Here is a 17,161-nt window from a genome sequence, read left to right as displayed (position 1 = left end):
GCCTCCGGTACGGCGGACGCCCAGGCTGGGCGTCTACTGCCGGGGACGTCGGACCTCGCCGGCGCGGCTCGACATCTCGCAGTACGGGGAGGTCGAATCACCGGCCCTTGTTCCGACGTACCAGCTGAGAGGGGGTCGCCGGGACCTCCGCGACCGTCAGGATGGTGCCTGTGAAGTACATGCTGCTGATCTACAGCAACCCGGAGAGCTGGGCCGGACTGTCGGCCGCGCAGCGCGAGGGCCTGGCCCGGTCACACGAAGAACTGAGCCGTGAGCTCACCGAGCAGGGCATGCTGGTCAGCGCCGCCGGCCTGGCCGATCCGATCACCACCAGGACGGTCTCGGTCCGCGACGACACCCGGACCACCACCGACGGCCCGTACGCCGAGGCGAAGGAGCACCTGGCCGGCTTCTACCTGGTCGAGTGCGACGACATCGACCAGGCGATCGAGTACGCGGCCCGGATCCCGGACGCGAAGTACCTGGCGGTGGAGGTGCGACCCGTGATGGACAACTCCGGGCTGGAGATGTGAGCGACTTCGAACCCCTGCTGCGCGAGGAGACACCGCAGGTGCTCAGCGCGCTGGTCCGGCACTACGGGCACTTCGACCTGGCCGAGGAGGCTGTCCAGGAGGCTCTGCTCGCCGCTGCTCAGCAGTGGCCGGAAGAAGGTGTGCCCGACAATCCGCGAGGCTGGCTGATCAGAGTCGGCTCGCGGCGGCTGGTGGATCTGCTCCGCAGCGAGTCGGCCCGGCGGCAGCGTGAGGAGAACGCGGCCAACCTGGCGGCGCCCGAGGAGTTCGTTGCCTCGGCACCTGATGTGGACGATCCGGGTGGACGGGACGACACCTTGACGCTGTTGTTCCTGTGCTGCCATCCGGCTGTGTCGGCGGCCTCGCAGATCGCCTTGACCCTCAGGGCCGTCGGCGGTCTGACCACGGCGCAGATCGCGGCCGGGTTCTTGGTGCCCGAGGCAACGATGGCGCAGCGGATCAGCCGGGCCAAGCGCAGTATCAAGCAGGCCGGCAGCACCTTCGAGATGCCGCCCGAGGCCGAGCGGGACGCCCGGATGGGTGCGGTGCTGCACGTTCTGTACCTGATCTTCAACGAGGGCTACACCGCCTCGTCCGGTTCTTCCCTGCACAGCGCGGAGCTGACCACCGAGGCGATCCGGCTGGTCCGCGGCGTACGCCGGTTGCTGCCGGACGACGGCGAGGTGGCGGGACTGCTCGCCCTGATGTTGCTGACCGATGCGCGCCGGCCGGCTCGCACCGATTCCGACGGCGGGCTGATTCCGCTGGCCGAGCAGGATCGCTCGAAGTGGAACCAGCAGGCGATCGTCGAAGGCGAGGCGCTGGTCAGCGACGCGTTGTCGCGGACCCAGCTCGGTCCGTACCAGGTGCAGGCGGCGATCGCCGCGGTGCACGGGACTGCTGAGCGGGCCGAGGACACCGACTGGCCGCAGATCGTCGCGCTCTACCAGGTGCTCGAACAGATCTCCGACAACCCGATGGTCCGGCTGAACCACGCCGTGGCGGTGGCGATGGCGACCGGGCCGAAGGAGGGGCTCGCGTTGCTGGAGCCGCTCGGTTCCGACCAGCGGATCACCGAACACCACCGCCTGGAGGCGGTCCGCGCCCATCTGCTGGAGCTGTCGGGAGATCTCGACGGCGCCCGCGCGAGCTACCTGCTGGCGGCCCGGCGGACGACGTCGATCCCCGAACGCAACTACCTTCAGTCCAAGGCGGACCGGTTGAGCTGACCGCTCGAGACCGGCCCGCTCAGGAAGCGCTCGTCGGGCTCGAGGACTTCAGTGCTTGAAGGCGTCCTTGGCCTTCTCGCCGGCCTGCTTCAGGTCGCTGACGCCCTGGTCCTTCTTGCCCTCGGTCTCCAGGTTCTCGTCGCCCGTGACCTTGCCGACGACCTCCTTGGCCTTGCCGGCCAGGTCTTCCGCCGCGTTCTTGGCCTTGTCTGCGAAGCTCATCTGCTGTTCCTTCCCTGGTGGGTGATCCGGTCCATCGGCTGCCCCCTGCAGCAACCGATGGACCGGTTGCGGCGCCCCCCGTCCGAAGCGCCGACACTGGTTGAGTCGCGCGCCGTCGGTGGTTCGTCACGCTGCCGTGATCCAGATCACCCGATTCGGCGCGAATCCCCTCGGCCGAGTCGCGTCCAAGCCGCCGGTGTGTCAGCTTTGGAGGGTGGATCTCACCAAGGCATCGCTCCTGCGCGAGATGCTGACCGGGACGGAACTCGGCAGCCGGACGACCGAGTTCGCCCACTCGCTGCGCACGTTCACCACGCGCACCGGCGGCCTGATGCTGTTCGGACCGGCCGACGATGAGCCGTGGCACCTCACCGCACATCTCGACGACGAGCTGCATCGCGCCGGAATCGAGGACATCCGTCCCTCGCTGGTCCGCTGGGCGCCCCCGCCGGACGCGCCGCCGCACCTGGCGATCGGCCTGGACCGCCTCCGTGAGTCCGGCCGCGGCGAATCGCTGCTGGTGGTCTCCGAGCAGACTCCGGCGGACACGTTGCTGGAGCGCATCGACGACGTACGCCGCCGCGGCGCCACGATCTTCAGCATCGACAACGGCAACAAGGACCTGGCGTCCCTGTCCCACGAAACCCTGGTGCCCGAATTGCTGGTCCCGAACAGCTTCGGCACCGGCTGGATCACCCACCCGGTGGGCCAGGACCACGACGAGCCGGACCACGGGCGGCACGCCGTACCGGAGGAAACTCTCACGGCGCTGCGCGAGGCCGTCGCGGGTTTCGAGATGACCCAGCACCTGGTCAGCCTGGCCGTCGCCGACGAGAACGCCGTCCAGACCGCCGGCTGGCGTCGCTCCCTGCGCACCTTCATAGAACGCCTCAGCGGCGAACCGGCCTAGCGCGGACCTACCGACAGGCAGTAGTGCCGGTGGTGGGCCCGATTGACCCGTTCCTGAGCGTCAGCTTCGCGGAAGAACTCCACTACTGCCTGTCGCTGTGTTCGCGCTAGCTGTCCTGGATCGCCGACAGCAGCGGGTAGCGCGACTCCATCTCGGCGTCGTCGTCGAAGTCGAAGTTCTCGCCGGCCGGCACGTCGGGCGCATCGAAGCCGGCCTCCTCGACCGCCTCCCAGTAGTCGACGCTCGAGCCGCCCGCGGCCTCGAAGGCGTGCTGCGCGACGCTCAGCATCCCCTCACCGTTGAACCCCTCGAACCCGTCCCCCAGGTCCTCGTCGACCACATCGGCCAGCGAGTCGGGATCGGCCAGCGCCGCCTCCCACACCTCCTGGCCCTGCGCCAGCAGCCAGCCACGGAAGTAGTCGAACCCGTCATCGGAGACACCCTCGTTGATCAGGTACGCCGCACCCCACAGGTCCCACCGGTACGACTCGGCCTGCAGCCGCTCCAGCTCGACCCCGAACCCGGCGATCTCAGCCGGCGCCAGCTCACCCAGCGCCTTCGTCAACGCGTCAGCGACCCCATCAGGATCCGCGACCGTGTCATCCACCTCAGCCCGAGCCGCCTCGACAAGCTCCCAGAACCCATCCCTGTCCACCAGGAAATCGTGGCACGAAACCCACCCCGGAAACATCCCCTCGAGGTGACCCAAATCCTCTGGCGTCAGCGTGACCGACTGTTGAGATGGCGAGTGTCAGATGACGGACGGTTCGTGGCAAACTGAGCCTGTCTCACCCTTCGCCACAAGCGGCCGGATACCGGACCGGCCAGGTAGGGTTTGTTTTCTTCGGCCCCGAGCCGGCCGCGCATACCGGCGTCCGCAGGGGTACGGCGGTCAGGCGACCGGCCCGGGACCGAGGCAAACAAACCCCAGCGGCCGGGTCTGCGCCGACCAGCCCAGTACTACGAGTTGCCGCGGGTCGAGGTGCGGACGACGAGTTCCGGGGTGAAGGTGACTCGCTGGTGTTCGTGGTCCGGGTTGGAGGATTCGTCGAGCAGCAGCTCGGCGGCGGTGCGGCCGAGCAACTGGCGGGGCTGGCGGACCGAGGTCAGCGGGACGGCGGCCGCGGCGGCGAACTCGATGTCGTCGTAGCCGACGATCGCCAGATCCTCCGGGACGCGAAGCCCGAGGCTCACGCACTGCTGGAGCAACCCCAGCGCCAGTAGGTCGTTGGCGCAGAAAGCGGAAGTTGGGCGACGGTCGGCGGGCAGTCCGGCAAGTCGTTGCCCAGCGCCCCTACCTTCGGCGACCGTCAGTGCACCGGTCAGAACGTCGATCAGGCCGGTGGCCGGCAGGCCCGCCTTCCGTAGCGCCTCACGGGCACCGGCGCGCCGGTCGGTCACCTGGCCGATCGTGTTCGGCCCACCGACAAAGGCGATCCGCTCGTGTCCCAGTTCGATCAGGTGGGTCAGCGCGACCTCGCCGCCCAGCACGTCGTCGACCGCGACCGAGCAGTGCTCACCGTCGTCGATCGCGCGGTCCACCACGACCACCGGCGTACCGCGGTCGGGCAGGTTGCTGAGCCGCGACGAGTACGGATCGACCGGGGTGATCAGCACGCCTTGAACCCGTTGCTGCTCGAGCAGGTCGAGGTAGTTCGCCTCGCGGGCCGCGTCCTCGTTGCTGTTGCACAAGAACACCGACAGGCCGGCCTTCTCGGCCGCTTCCTCGACACCTCGCGCCACATCCGTGAAGAACGGGTTGCCGGCGTCGAGCATCAGGTAGGCGATGATCCGGCTGGAGCCCGCACGCAGTTGACGCGCTGACTCGTTGCGGACGAACCCGAGGGACTCCATCGCGGACTCGACCTTGGCCCGCGTCGCCGGACTGACCATCTCGGGCCGGTTCAGCACGTTGGAGACCGTCCCGAGTGAGACGCCCGCCGCGGCCGCGACATCCTTCACACCGGCCGCCGACCGCGTCGCGCCGCCGGGCCGCAGCCGTCGAGCTTGCCGCCGCGCGTTGGGTTTGGCCACCCGCGCCGGGTCCTTCGCGCGCCCTTGCCCGAGCGCTGGGTCAGGCCGGCCGGCGCCTGCCCTTCCTGGCTCCGCCCCCCGCCCCCCGCCTGCTCTGGCCGGCCGAGCGGATCGGCCGGTCGCGGGGTTCGGAGTACGGGCCGGATCGGGCGTACGGCGTGCGCGGTCCGCAGCGCCACTCGGTGCCACGCGGCCTCCCCCGGTTGAAACGTGATAGCAGCCGAAGCCTACCCGCTTTCCTGTGGAAAACCTCAGTGTTCCCCTGTGGTTCTGCACAGACTCGCGGCCACCTCTTGACGCCTTCCGCAGCGCCCCATTACCTTCGTGCAATCTTCTTGAAACCTTTCAGCAACACCCCGCTCAGGACCACCCGAACCCGCCGGAGGTGAGCATGCCGACCGAAGCCCCAGTACTGCGGGTGCGCGAGGTGGCCAAGTCGTTCGGCGCCGTCGCCGCCGTCCAGGGCGTCTCCTTCGACCTGTACGGCGGGGAGGCGCACGCGCTGGTCGGTGAGAACGGCGCAGGCAAGTCCACCATCGTGAAAATGCTGGCGGGCGTGCATCGCCCGGACGCCGGCACCCTCGAGCTCGACGGCGTGCCGATCGAGCTGAACACCCCGGCGGACGCGAAAGCGGCCGGGATCGCGGTGATCTACCAGGAGCCGACCCTGTTCCCCGATCTGTCCGTCGCGGAGAACATCGCGATGGGCCGGCAGCCACTGGGTCGTTTCAAAACCATCGACCGGACGGCGATGACCGAGCAGGCCGAGCGGCTCTTCGCCCGGCTCGGTGTCGCGATCGAGCCGGGGCGGCCTGCGCGGGGGTTGTCGATCGCCGATCAGCAACTGGTCGAGATCGCCAAGGCCATCTCTGCCGACGCCCGGGTGGTGGTGATGGACGAGCCGACCGCGGCCCTCACCGGGGTCGAGGTGGAGCGGCTGTTCGCGGTGGCGAGAGCACTGCGCGACGACGGTGCCGCTCTGGTCTTCATCTCGCACCGGTTCGAGGAGATCACCGCACTGTGCGAGCGGGTGACGATCATGCGCGACGGCAAGCACGTCTCCACCGACCTGATCAGCGAGGTCAGCGTCGACGAGATGGTCCGCCGGATGGTCGGCCGTGAGCTGGGCGCGCTGTTCCCCAAGCAGGAGGTCACGCCGGGCGCGGTGGTGCTGAGTGTGACCGGACTGACTCGCGACCCCGTCTTCGCCGACGTCTCCTTCGAGGTGCGGGCGGGCGAGATCGTGGCGCTGGCCGGTCTGGTCGGCTCCGGCCGGTCCGAGGTGGTCCAGTCGATCTTCGGTGTCGACCCACGAGACGCCGGCCAGGTCACGGTCGCCGGCAAGACTCTCAAGCCCGCGTCGCCACGCGCCGCGATGGCCGCCGGGGTGGCGCTCGTCCCCGAGGACCGTCGCCAGCAAGGGCTGGTAATGGAGCTGTCGATCGAGCGCAACGTGACGCTGCCCAGGTCCCGCGCGCTCTCTCGGCTCGGCTTCCTGACCGGCAGCAGTGAGCGCCGGTCCGCGAAGGAGTGGACCGAGCGGCTGAAGACGAAGTACGGGCGGCTGCAGGACGAGGTCGGCACGCTGTCCGGCGGCAATCAGCAGAAGGTCGTGCTGGCCAAGTGGCTGGCGACGGCGCCGAAGCTGCTGATCGTCGACGAGCCGACCCGCGGTATCGACGTCGGCACCAAGGCCGAGGTGCACCGCTTGATGTCCAGCCTCGCCGCGGAAGGAGTCGCCGTGCTGATGGTCTCGTCCGAGCTGCCCGAGGTGCTCGGGATGGCCGATCGGGTGCTCGTGATGCGGGAGGGCCGGCTGGTCGCCGAGCTCGACCGCGCCCGGGCCGACGAGGAGTCGGTGATGTTCGCGGCGATGGGACAGGAGGCCTCGGTATGACGGCCGCACCCACCCGCGCGCGGGACACGACGCCGGCGGCCGCCGCAGCGCCGAGCGGTTCGGCCTCCGGGCGCTCGTCCCTCGACCTGGTCCTGCGAGCCCGGGAGCTGGGCATCGTGCTGGCACTCGCGGCGCTGGTCGCGGTGACCGCGATCTCGAACCCGCGCTTCCTGTCCGGTCAGAGCATCCGCGACATCCTGCTCGGCACCGCGATCCTGGCCGTTCTGGCGGTCGGCCAGGCCGTGGTGGTGATCACCCGCAACATCGACCTCTCGGTCGGATCGGTTCTCGGGCTCAGCGCCTTCGCGGTCGGCACCCTGCTGCAGAACAACCCCGGCCTGCCGGTGGTGGTGGCGCTGCTGATCGGCGCGGCGATCGGTGGTGTCTGCGGCGGCGCCAACGGAGTGCTCGTCCGCTACGGCAACGTCCCCGCCCTCGTGGTCACCCTCGGCACGCTGTACGTCGTCCGCGGCATCACCTACTTCTGGGCCGGCGGCCAGCAGATCAACGCCGACGAGTTGCCGCAGGGCTTCCTCGACTTCGGCAACGCGACTCTGCTGGGCATCCCGTATCTCGTCCTGATCGCCTTGCTGGTGCTCGTCGTTACCGGCCTCGTACTGCGCAACTACCGCGTCGGCCGCGAGCTCTACGCGATGGGTTCGAGTCCTCAGGCAGCGACGCTGGCCGGCATCTCGGTCGGTCGGCGCACGATCGGCGCCTTCGCCGTGAGCGGCGCGCTGGCCGGCTTGGCCGGAGTGCTCTTCGCGGCCCGGTTCGGCACCATCGACGCGGCCGCCGGCACGGGGTACGAGCTGAACGTCGTGGCCGCAGTGGTCGTCGGCGGGGTCGCCGTCTTCGGCGGTAGCGGCTCGGTCTGGGGCGCCGCGCTCGGCGCGCTGCTGCTGACCACGATCGGCAGCTCGCTCGCGGTGCTGGAGATCAACCAGTTCTGGCAGCAGGCGATCGTCGGCGGGCTGATCCTGCTGGCCATCGGCGCCGACCGTCTCGTAGCCGCCCGAGTAGCCGCATCCCTGAAACGGCGCCATGGAAGAGAGGGAGGCTCCCATGTCAGCTGACACCAGCATCGCCTCGAGTGCCGGCTCCGGAGCGGCCTCCGGTCCGGGCACTTCTCCCAACGGTGGCGGCGTTCCGCGCGGTGGGGGAGCCGGCGGAATCGCCGGCCGGTTCGCCAACTGGAACGTGGCGATCATCGCCGTCACGCTGGTGGTGATGGTCGTCGCCTCGGCGACGGTCGACAACTTCGGTACCTCGCAGAACTTCGGCTTCCTGGTGCTCGACCTGCTGCCGATCGCGCTGGTCGCGCTGCCGATGACGCTGGTGATCGTCACCGGCGAGATCGACCTGTCGGTGGCGAGCACCCTCGGCCTGTCCAGCGCCGTGATGGGCTCCCTGTGGAACTCGAACCAGCCGATCGAGACGATCATCCCGGTCTGCCTGCTGCTCGGCGCGGTGCTGGGCGCGATCAACGGCTTCTTCATCACCGTGCTCGGGCTGCCGTCCCTCGCCGTCACGATCGGCACCCTCGCGCTGTACCGCGGCCTGGCGTTCGTGGTCCTCGGCGACGGCGCGGTCGCCGACTTCCCGGCGGTCTACACCGACTGGGTCACCGGCAACCTGGCCGGGACGTCGATCCCGAACGTACTGCTCGTCATCGTCGCGCTCGCCGTCGTCTTCGGAATCGTGCTGCACGCGACGCCGGTCGGCCGCGCGGTCTTCGCGGTCGGCGCGAGTGAACAGGCGGCCCGGTTCGCCGGCGTCCGGCCGGGCCGGCTCAAGTTCTGGCTGTACGTCGTGAGCGGCGCCGTGGCGGGCCTGGCCGGCGTGCTCTGGACGCTGCGCTACTCCAGCGCTCGTGCGGACAACGGCGCCGGCCTGGAACTGGCAGTCGTCGCCGCGGTGCTGCTCGGCGGCGTCTCCATCTTCGGTGGCAAGGGCGCGCTGCCGGGCGTGCTCGCCGGGGTCCTGCTGCTCGCCTCGCTGCAGAACGCCCTGCGGCTCTCCGACGTGTCGAACGAGGCGCTGAACGTCGTCACCGGCGTTCTGCTGATCGTCTCCGTGCTGGCACCCAACCTCGCCAACGCCGTTCGCGGCTCGGTCCAGCGCCGCCGGCACCGGACCACCACCAATCCCCTGTAAGGCCACTTGTCCAGAAGGGACAGCTCATGTCTTTCCGCATCTCACGCCGCCTGGCGGTGCCGCTGTCGACGGTGGCCGTCGCCTCCCTCGCGCTGACCGCGTGCGGCGGTGGCACCACCAAGTCCACCACCGCGAACGAGGCCACCAACGCCCCGAGCAGCACCGGCTCGGCCGCCGCCGACCCGAACGCGCCGCTGAAGGAAGGCCTGAAGATCGCCTACCTGCCCAAGCAGCTCAACAACCCGTACACCGATGTCTCGGTGGGCGGCGGCAAGGTCGCGGTCGGCGAGATCAAGGGCGAGTACAAGCTGGTCGGCCCGAACGACGCCAGCGCCTCCTCGCAGGTCAGCTACATCAACACGCTGATCCAGCAGCAGCAGGACGTGATCGTCGTCGCCGCCAACGACCCGAACGCCGTCTGCCCCTCGCTCAACCAGGCCCGCAAGGCCGGCATCAAGGTCGTCTCGTTCGACTCCGACGCCTCGAAGAACTGCCGGGACGCGTTCATCAACCAGGCCACCACGCAGGGCATCGGCGAGAGCCTGGTGAAGATGGCGAGCGAGCTGGCCGGCGGCACCGGCGAGATCGCGGTGCTGTCCGCGACGCCGAACGCGACCAACCAGAACGCCTGGATCGAGGTGATGAAGACCGAGCTGAAGAAGCCGGAGAACGCCAAACTCAAACTGGTGAAAGTTGCTTATGGCAACGACGATGACCAGAAGTCCTTCACCGAGGCCCAGGGACTGCTGCAGTCCTTCCCCAACCTCAAGGTGATCGTGTCGCCGACGACGGTCGGCATCGCCGCCGCCTCGCGCTACGTGAGCGCCTCGTCGTACAAGGGCAAGGTCGCCATCACCGGACTCGGGTTGCCGAACCAGATGCGGCAGTACGTCAAGGACGGCACGGTGAAGAAGTTCGCGCTGTGGAACCCGGCCGACATCGGCTACCTCGCCGCGTACGCCGGCGCCGCGCTGAAGTCCGGCCAGATCACCGGCGCCGAAGGGGAGAAGTTCAAGGCGGGCAAGCTCGGTGACTACACCGTCGGCGCGTCCGGCGAGATCGTCCTCGGCCCCCCGACCGAGTTCACCGCGGCCAACATCGACAAGTTCGACTTCTGAGTCTGCCGGGGACCTCGTGAACCGCTACTGCTTCTGCCTCCAGGTCAGACCCGAACGGCTGGACGAGTACGTCGAGCGCCACCGTGCCGTGTGGCCGGACATGCAGGCCGCGCTGCGCGACGCGGGCTGGCACAACTACTCGCTCTTCCTCCGCGGCGACGGCCTGCTGATCGGGTACGTCGAGGCCGACGACCTGGAGGCGACGCGGCAGGCGATGGCGGCCACCGAGGTGAATGCCCGCTGGCAGTCGGAGATGACCGAGTTCTTCGCCGGCGCCGACGACGGAACAGCCGACGGCAGGCCGCCGGACGAGTCGTTCGTGCTGCTGCCCGAGATCTTCCACCTGACCCCGAGTACCGAGGACTGATATGAGCAGCGTGACCGATGCACTGAGCCGGCAGGAGATCGAGCTTCCGTCGTGGGCGTTCGGCAACTCGGGGACCAGGTTCAAGGTGTTCAGCCAGCCTGGCGTCCCGCGCTCGCCGGAGGAGAAGATCGCCGACGCGGCCGTCGTCCACAAGTACACCGGGGCGGCACCGAGCGTCGCGCTGCACATCCCGTGGGACAAGGTCGACGACTACGTCGCGCTGGGCACCTACGCCAAGGAGCAGGGCGTCCGGCTGGGGGCGATCAACAGCAACGTCTTCCAGGACGACGACTACAAGCTGGGCAGCGTCACCAATCCGGATCCGCGGATCCGCCGGAAGGCGACCGACCACCTGCTCGAGTGCGTCGACATCATGGACGCCACCGGCTCGCGGGACCTCAAGCTGTGGTTCTCCGACGGCACGAACTACCCCGGCCAGGACGACCTGTGGGATCGGCAGGACCGGCTGGCGGCGGCGCTCAGGGAGGTCTACGACCGGCTCGGCGACGACCAGCGGATGCTGCTGGAGTACAAGCTCTTCGAGCCGGCCTTCTACGCGACCGACGTGCCCGACTGGGGGACGTCGTACGCGCACTGCCTGGAGCTCGGGCCGAAGGCCGTGGTCTGCATCGACACCGGTCACCACGCGCCGGGCACCAACATCGAGTTCATCGTGGCGTTCCTGCTCCGCGCGAAGAAGCTCGGCGCCTTCGACTTCAACAGCCGGTTCTACGCCGACGACGATCTGATGGTGGGGGCGGCCGACCCGTTCCAGCTGTTCCGGATCATGAACGAGATCGTTCGTGGCGACGCGCTCGATCCCGAGCGTGGCATCGCTTTCATGCTCGACCAGTGCCACAACATCGAGGCGAAGATCCCGGCCATCATCCGCTCGGTGATGAACGTCCAGGAGGCGACCGCGAAAGCCCTGCTGGTCGACCGCGACGCACTCCGCAAGGCGCAGCAGGACGGTGACGTGCTGGCCGCCAACGCCGCGATCATGGACGCCTTCAACACCGACGTCCGCCCGCTGCTGGCCGACCTGCGGACCTCGCAGGGCCTCGACCCCGACCCCGTCGCCGCCTACCACCGCAGCGGCTACTTCGAACAGATCACCAAGGACCGAGCCGACGGCCGGCAGGCCGGATGGGGAGCATGACAGTGGCTGAGACCGCAGCCGAGCTTGTTGCCAGGAGCAACAGACTGGGAGCCGACCCGCGGAACACCAACTACGCGGGCGGCAACACCTCGGCGAAGGGCACGGGGACCGATCCGGTGACCCAGCAGCCGGTCGACCTGGTCTGGGTGAAGGGTTCCGGCGGTGACCTCGGCACGCTCACCGCCGCCGGCCTCGCCGTGTTGCGGCAGGACCGGCTGAACGCGCTGGTCGACGTCTACCCCGGCGTCGACCGCGAGGACGAGATGGTCGCCGCCTTCGACTACTGCCTGCACGGCAAGGGCGGAGCAGCGCCGTCGATCGACACGGCGATGCACGGACTGGTCGACGCGCCGCATGTCGATCACCTGCACCCCGACTCGGGAATCGCGCTGGCCACGGCGGCCGACGGCGAGCAGCTGACCGCGGAGTGTTTCGGTGACCGAGTGGTCTGGGTGCCCTGGCGGCGCCCGGGTTTCCAGCTCGGGCTGGACATCGCCCAGGTGAAGAAGGACAACCCGCAGGCGATCGGCGTCATCCTCGGCGGCCATGGGATCACCGCCTGGGGTGACACCTCTGCCGAGTGTGAGGCGAACTCGCTCGACATCATCCGTACCGCCGAGCGCTTCCTGGCCGAGCGGGGCAAGCCGGAGCCCTTCGGCGCCGTAGTACCGGGCTACGAAGCGCTGCCCGAGGCGGAGCGGCGTGAGCGTGCGGCCGCGCTGGCACCGGTGATCCGCGGGCTGGCATCGACGGACAACCCGCAGGTCGGGCACTACAACGACTCCGAGGTCGTGCTGGAGTTCACCGCGCGCGAGCGGCTGGCGGAGCTGGCAGCCCTGGGCACCTCCTGTCCGGACCACTTCCTGCGCACCAAGGTGCGGCCGCTCGTGCTCGACCTTCCGCCGTCGGCGCCTCTCGACGAGGCTCTCACCAGGCTGCGGGAGCTGCACCTCGCCTACCGCGAGGACTACGCGGCGTACTACGACCGGCACGCGGCGCCGGAGAGCCCACCGATGCGCGGTGCCGACCCGGCGATCGTGCTGGTCCCTGGGGTCGGCATGTTCAGCTTCGGCAAGGACAAGCAGACCGCCCGCGTCGCCGGTGAGTTCTACCTCAACGCGATCAACGTGATGCACGGTGCCGAGGCGGTCTCGACGTACTCGCCGATCGACGAGAGCGAGAAGTTCCGGATCGAGTACTGGGCGCTCGAGGAGGCGAAGCTGCAGCGGATGCCCAAGCCGAAGCCGCTGGCCACCCGAGTCGCGTTCGTCACCGGCGCCGGTTCCGGCATCGGCAAGGCGATCGCTCAGCGGCTGGCCGCCGAAGGCGCCTGCGTCGTCATCGCCGATCTCGACCTGGCTGCTGCCGAGGCAGTCGCCAAGGAGATCGGTACGGCGGACCAAGCGGTGGCCGTCGGCGCGGACGTGTCGGACGGTGCCGCGGTGGAAGCCGCGATGCGGGAGGCCGTGCTTGCCTTCGGCGGCGTGGACCTGGTCGTCAACAACGCCGGCCTGTCGATCTCGAAGCCTTTGCTGGAAACCACCGAGAAGGACTGGGACCTCCAGCACGACGTGATGGCGAAGGGCTCCTTCCTGGTCTCCCGCGCCGCCGCGAAGGTGCTGATCGACCAGGCCATCGGTGGCGACATCGTCTACATCTCCAGCAAGAACGCGGTCTTCGCCGGCCCCAACAACGTCGCGTACGGCGCCGCCAAGGCCGACCAGGCGCATCAGGTCAGACTGCTCGCGGCCGAGCTCGGTCAGTTCGGGATCCGCGTCAACGGGGTGAACCCCGACGGCGTGGTCCGTGGTTCGGGAATCTTCGCCAAGGGCTGGGGCGCCCAGCGTGCCGCCGTGTACGGCGTACCGGAGTCGGAGCTCGGTGCCTTCTACGCGCAACGCACCCTGCTCAAGCGCGAGGTGCTGCCGGAGCACGTGGCCGCGGCTGTCTTCGCTCTGGCCGCCGGTGACCTGTCCCAGACCACCGGTTTGCACGTGCCCGTCGACGCCGGCGTCGCCGCCGCCTTTCTGCGCTGAGGAGAGTTCGCCATGTGGAGTACCGATCCGAGTCGTTCGGTGGATGGGCACGGCGTGCTGCCGTGGGTCGAACCACGGAAGACCCGGATCGGCCTGGTCGCGGGCGGTCTGGGGGCGTACTGGCCACAGTTCCCTGAGCTGCTGCCGCAGTTGCAGGCCTCGGCGCGGCGGGTGGCCGAGCGGTTCTCGGCGCTCGACTGCGAGGTGATCGACGTCGGCTTCATCTCCGACGCCGGCGAAGGTGCCGTGGCGGCCGAGAAACTCCGGCTCGCGGACTGCGACCTGATCGTCGGTTTCCTCACCACCTACCTGACCGCGTCGATGCTCGTCCCGATCGCACAACGCAGCGGAGCGCCGGTTCTGCTGCTCAACCTGCAGCCGGCCGAGTCGATGGATCACGCCTCGTTCGACACCGGCGCCTGGCTCGCGTACTGCGGTGCCTGCCCGCTGCCGGAGATGGCCAATGCCTTCGAGCGGTGCGGTATCGACTTCCGCTCGGTCTCCGGGTACGTCGAGGACGAGCGCGCGTGGACGCGGATCGGGCGCTGGCTCAAGGCGGCCGGCGTGCGAGCCGCGCTTCGGCACGGCCGGCACGGGCTGCTCGGACACCTCTATCCCGGAATGATGGACGTGATCACCGATCCGACGCTGGTCTCCGCTCAGCTCGGTGGGCACGTGGAGATCCTGGAGATCGACGATCTGCGGGTTCGGGTCGAGAAGGTCACCGAGGCCGAGACGGACGCCCGGATGAAGGTCGCCCGGGAGGTCTTCACCCTGGCCGACTCCGTGGTCGAGGACGACTTCCGCTGGGGTGCGACGGTGTCGGTCGCGCTGGACCGGCTGGTCGAGGACTTCCAGCTCGACACGTTGGCGTACTACCACCGGGGCCTCGACGGCGAAACGCACGAACGGGTGGCCGCCGGGATGATCCTGGGCGCTTCGTTGCTCACGGCAAGAGGTGTGCCTGCCGCGGGGGAGTACGAGTTGCGCACGTCGCTCGCGATGCTGGTGATGGACAAGCTCGGCGGCGGTGGGTCGTTCACCGAACTGCAGGCGCTGAACTTCCACGACAACGTGGTCGAGATGGGCCACGACGGCCCGGCGCACCTCGCGATCAGTGCGAGGAAGCCGTTGCTGCGAGGGCTCGGGGTGTACCACGGCAAGCGTGGCTGGGGTGTCTCGGTCGAGTTCGACGTGAAGCAGGGGCCGGTCACCGCGCTGGGTCTCGGCCAGTTGCGCGACGGGTCGTTCCGGTTGATCGCCTCCGAGGGGGAGGTCGTCGACGGTCCGCTGCTGCAGCTCGGCAACACCACCTCGCGGGTGGACTTCGGCTGCGATCCCGGCGAGTGGACCGATGCCTGGTCGGCCTCCGGCGTCGCCCACCACTGGGCCCTCGGCACGGGACACCGGGTCGAAGAGCTCAAGGCAGTCGCCGACCTCCTCCACCTCGACCTTCGCGTCGTGAAGGTCTGAGGAACAGGCCATGGGCGTGCACCTCGCGGCGGTGGATCTGGGCGCCTCCAGCGGCCGGGTGATGCTGGGTCACGTCGACGCGCGTGCAGGTCGCTTGGAGCTCACCGAGGCTCACCGGTTCTGGAACGGCGCGGTGCGGGTGGGCGACACCCTGCACTGGGACATCCTTGCTCTCTACCGCGAGACCCTCCGCGGCCTCGCCGCCGCAGACCGCCTGGTTCGCTCTAGCTCTGCTTCCGCGGATCGCTTGGCCGGGGTGGGGATCGATTCGTGGGCCGTGGACTACGGGCTTCTCGACGCCGACGGCCGGTTGCTCGGCAACCCGGTGCACTACCGCGACGCCCGCACCAACGGTGTGATGGAGCGGGTGCTGAAAAGCATCGCCGCAGAGGAGCTGTACGCGGTGACCGGGCTGCAGCAGTTGCCGTTCAACACGATCTACCAACTGGCCGCCGAGCAGGAACTCGGGCGGGCGGCGACTCTGCTGATGATTCCCGACCTCCTCGGCTACTGGCTGACCGGCGAACAGGGCGCGGAGGCGACCAACGCGTCCACCACGCAGCTGTACGACGTACGGGCTCGTGATTGGAGTGAGGGGCTGGCCCGGCGGATCGGCGTACCGGGTGGGTTGTTGCCGGAGATTCGCGAGGCTGGGCAGGTGGTGGGCACGTTGCTGCCGGCGGTCGCGGAGGAGACCGGGCTCGATCCCACGACGCCGGTGATCGCGGTGGGGTCTCATGACACCGCGTCGTCGGTGGTCGCGGTACCCGCCGGTGAGGGCGAGCGGTTCGCCTACATCTCGTCCGGCACGTGGTCGTTGGTCGGGCTGGAGCTCGACGAGCCGGTGCTGACCGCCGAGGCGCAGGCGGCGAACTTCACCAACGAGGGGGGTGTCGACGGCCGGATCAGGTTCCTGCGGAACGTGATGGGGCTGTGGATTCTGCAGGAGTGTCTGCGGGGGTGGGGAGACGACGACCTGCCAGGACTCCTGCGGGCGGCCGCCGCGGCTCCGGCGTTCGCCGTACTGATCGATCCGGACGATCCAGATTTCCTTGCCCCTGGCAACATGCAGGCGCGGATCGAGGAGTTCTGTGCGCGCTCCGGACAGGACGCGCCGCGGTCGAAGGCTGCCGTCGTCCGGTGCGTGCTGGAGAGTCTCGCGCTGGCGTACCGCCGCACGTTGCGGCTGGCACGGGAGGTCGCCGGGCGGGAGATCGACGTCGTCCACGTGATCGGTGGCGGTTCGCGGAACGAGTTGCTCTGCCAGTTGACCGCGGACGCCTGCGATCTTCCTGTTCTCGCCGGACCGGTCGAGGCGTCCGCGCTCGGCAACGTCCTGGTGCAGGCACGAGCACTCGGAGAACCGTTGCCCGACCTGACCGCGATGCGCGCACTGGTCCGCGCGACCCATGAGCTGCGGCGCTACCTGCCGCAAGGAAAACCGGCCGACTGGGACGCCGCCGAGTCCCGGGTGTTCGGAACTAGGTGATCCGATGACCATTCTCCGCAACGACCCGCACGCCCCGGAGAACCGCCCCCAACCCCACCACCCGCCAGCACCCCACCTGCGCGAAGTACCCCAGGCCCTCGCCCCGACCGACCCTCGATCTGGTGATCCGCAAGCCCTCCATCTGCAGCCCCACGACCTGCAGTCCGGCCATCTCCAGTCGCGCAGACTCCAACCGCGAGACACCCTGACCCGGGAAGCCTTCGCGCGTGAGCCGTGCGCTCACGCGAACCGGTCGCCCGACCCTCTCACCCGGGACCTGGTGGTCCGGGATGCGTCGGTGCGGGCCACTCAAGGTGGGCCTCGCGAAATCAGCCACGACGACCTTCAACTGCTCCGGCTGCTGGCGACCGGTCTCCCGCTGGACTCCGTGGCCCGCCGCCTCGACCTCTCCGAACGCACCGTACGCCGGCGCACCCGCGCCGCCTGTGACCGTCTCGGCTTCGGCACCGCGGTGGAAGCCATCGTCTGGGCCGCCCGCCGCGGTCTGCTCTGACCTGCTCTCTCCTCCTACCCCAC

16 protein-coding genes are annotated in these 17,161 nt (G+C 69.2%); 13 read left to right on the top strand and 3 right to left on the bottom strand.

The features are described from left to right. Nucleotides 1-179 precede the first annotated feature (179 nt). Nucleotides 180-533: a YciI family protein gene (locus tag OX958_RS00205; protein WP_270139208.1), complete on the top strand. Its 354-nt coding sequence runs from the start codon at nucleotides 180-182 to the stop codon at nucleotides 531-533. Further along, a complete protein-coding gene (locus tag OX958_RS00200) occupies nucleotides 530-1,762 on the top strand; it encodes an RNA polymerase sigma factor (RefSeq protein ID WP_270134816.1) in 1,233 nt (410 codons plus the stop codon). Before OX958_RS00205 ends, OX958_RS00200 begins: the two co-directional genes overlap by 4 nt. A 48-nt stretch (nucleotides 1,763-1,810) precedes the next feature. Here OX958_RS00200 and OX958_RS00195 read toward each other — a convergent pair whose 3' ends face one another. Next, nucleotides 1,811-1,984, bottom strand: a complete 174-nt coding sequence (locus OX958_RS00195; protein ID WP_270134815.1) for a CsbD family protein — start codon at nucleotides 1,982-1,984, stop codon at nucleotides 1,811-1,813. Between the two features lie 214 nt (nucleotides 1,985-2,198). On the opposite strand from OX958_RS00195, the gene OX958_RS00190 reads away from it, so the two are divergent. After that, entirely contained in the window at nucleotides 2,199-2,894 is a 696-nt protein-coding gene (locus OX958_RS00190; RefSeq protein WP_270134814.1) for a hypothetical protein, read from the top strand. A 106-nt stretch (nucleotides 2,895-3,000) separates the two neighbouring features. On the opposite strand, the gene OX958_RS00185 is transcribed toward OX958_RS00190, so the two are convergent. Then, complete coding sequence (locus tag OX958_RS00185; protein ID WP_270134812.1) at nucleotides 3,001-3,549, bottom strand: DUF4240 domain-containing protein; 549 nt, start codon at nucleotides 3,547-3,549, stop codon at nucleotides 3,001-3,003. 305 nt (nucleotides 3,550-3,854) lie between these two features. Further along, the gene (locus tag OX958_RS00180; RefSeq protein WP_270134810.1) at nucleotides 3,855-4,928 is read right to left on the bottom strand and encodes a LacI family DNA-binding transcriptional regulator; all 1,074 of its coding nucleotides are present in this window, start codon (nucleotides 4,926-4,928) and stop codon (nucleotides 3,855-3,857) included. Nucleotides 4,929-5,319: 391 nt separating this feature from the next. Between OX958_RS00180 and OX958_RS00175 the strand changes: the two genes are divergently transcribed. Genes OX958_RS00175 through OX958_RS00130 form a run of 10 tightly spaced genes read left to right on the top strand, consistent with a single transcriptional unit; the run spans nucleotide 5,320 to nucleotide 17,138 of the window. Then, on the top strand, nucleotides 5,320-6,825 hold the full coding sequence (locus OX958_RS00175; RefSeq protein WP_270134809.1) for a sugar ABC transporter ATP-binding protein: 1,506 nt from the start codon (nucleotides 5,320-5,322) through the stop codon (nucleotides 6,823-6,825). Further along, nucleotides 6,822-7,901 carry an ABC transporter permease gene (locus OX958_RS00170; protein ID WP_270134808.1) on the top strand — a complete coding sequence of 360 codons (1,080 nt, stop codon included), beginning with the start codon at nucleotides 6,822-6,824 and terminating at the stop codon, nucleotides 7,899-7,901. Before OX958_RS00175 ends, OX958_RS00170 begins: the two co-directional genes overlap by 4 nt. After that, a complete protein-coding gene (locus OX958_RS00165) occupies nucleotides 7,891-8,982 on the top strand; it encodes an ABC transporter permease (protein ID WP_270134807.1) in 1,092 nt (363 codons plus the stop codon). The genes OX958_RS00170 and OX958_RS00165 overlap by 11 nt, the downstream gene beginning before the upstream one ends. A 26-nt stretch (nucleotides 8,983-9,008) precedes the next feature. After that, on the top strand, nucleotides 9,009-10,100 hold the full coding sequence (gene rhaS / locus OX958_RS00160) for a rhamnose ABC transporter substrate-binding protein (protein WP_270134805.1): 1,092 nt from the start codon (nucleotides 9,009-9,011) through the stop codon (nucleotides 10,098-10,100). A gap of 16 nt (nucleotides 10,101-10,116) precedes the next feature. Then, nucleotides 10,117-10,467: an L-rhamnose mutarotase gene (locus OX958_RS00155; protein ID WP_270134804.1), complete on the top strand. Its 351-nt coding sequence runs from the start codon at nucleotides 10,117-10,119 to the stop codon at nucleotides 10,465-10,467. A 1-nt stretch (nucleotide 10,468) separates the two neighbouring features. Continuing rightward, nucleotides 10,469-11,626: an L-rhamnose isomerase gene (rhaI, locus tag OX958_RS00150; protein WP_270134803.1), complete on the top strand. Its 1,158-nt coding sequence runs from the start codon at nucleotides 10,469-10,471 to the stop codon at nucleotides 11,624-11,626. After that, nucleotides 11,623-13,662, top strand: a complete 2,040-nt coding sequence (locus OX958_RS00145; RefSeq protein ID WP_270134802.1) for a bifunctional aldolase/short-chain dehydrogenase — start codon at nucleotides 11,623-11,625, stop codon at nucleotides 13,660-13,662. Before rhaI ends, OX958_RS00145 begins: the two co-directional genes overlap by 4 nt. Before the next feature lie 12 nt (nucleotides 13,663-13,674). Further along, nucleotides 13,675-15,135, top strand: coding sequence for an L-fucose/L-arabinose isomerase family protein (locus OX958_RS00140; protein WP_270134800.1), 1,461 nt, complete (start codon nucleotides 13,675-13,677; stop codon nucleotides 15,133-15,135). A gap of 10 nt (nucleotides 15,136-15,145) precedes the next feature. After that, a complete protein-coding gene (locus OX958_RS00135) occupies nucleotides 15,146-16,624 on the top strand; it encodes a rhamnulokinase (protein ID WP_270134798.1) in 1,479 nt (492 codons plus the stop codon). A 4-nt stretch (nucleotides 16,625-16,628) separates the two neighbouring features. Beyond that, nucleotides 16,629-17,138 carry a LuxR C-terminal-related transcriptional regulator gene (locus tag OX958_RS00130; RefSeq protein WP_270134797.1) on the top strand — a complete coding sequence of 170 codons (510 nt, stop codon included), beginning with the start codon at nucleotides 16,629-16,631 and terminating at the stop codon, nucleotides 17,136-17,138. Nucleotides 17,139-17,161 lie beyond the last annotated feature (23 nt).

The organism is Kribbella sp. CA-293567, assembly GCF_027627575.1.
Taxonomy (GTDB): Bacteria; Actinomycetota; Actinomycetes; order Propionibacteriales; family Kribbellaceae; genus Kribbella.
The sequence above is the reverse complement of the archived record's forward strand: the minus strand, read 5'-3'. Positions and strand labels throughout refer to the sequence as shown.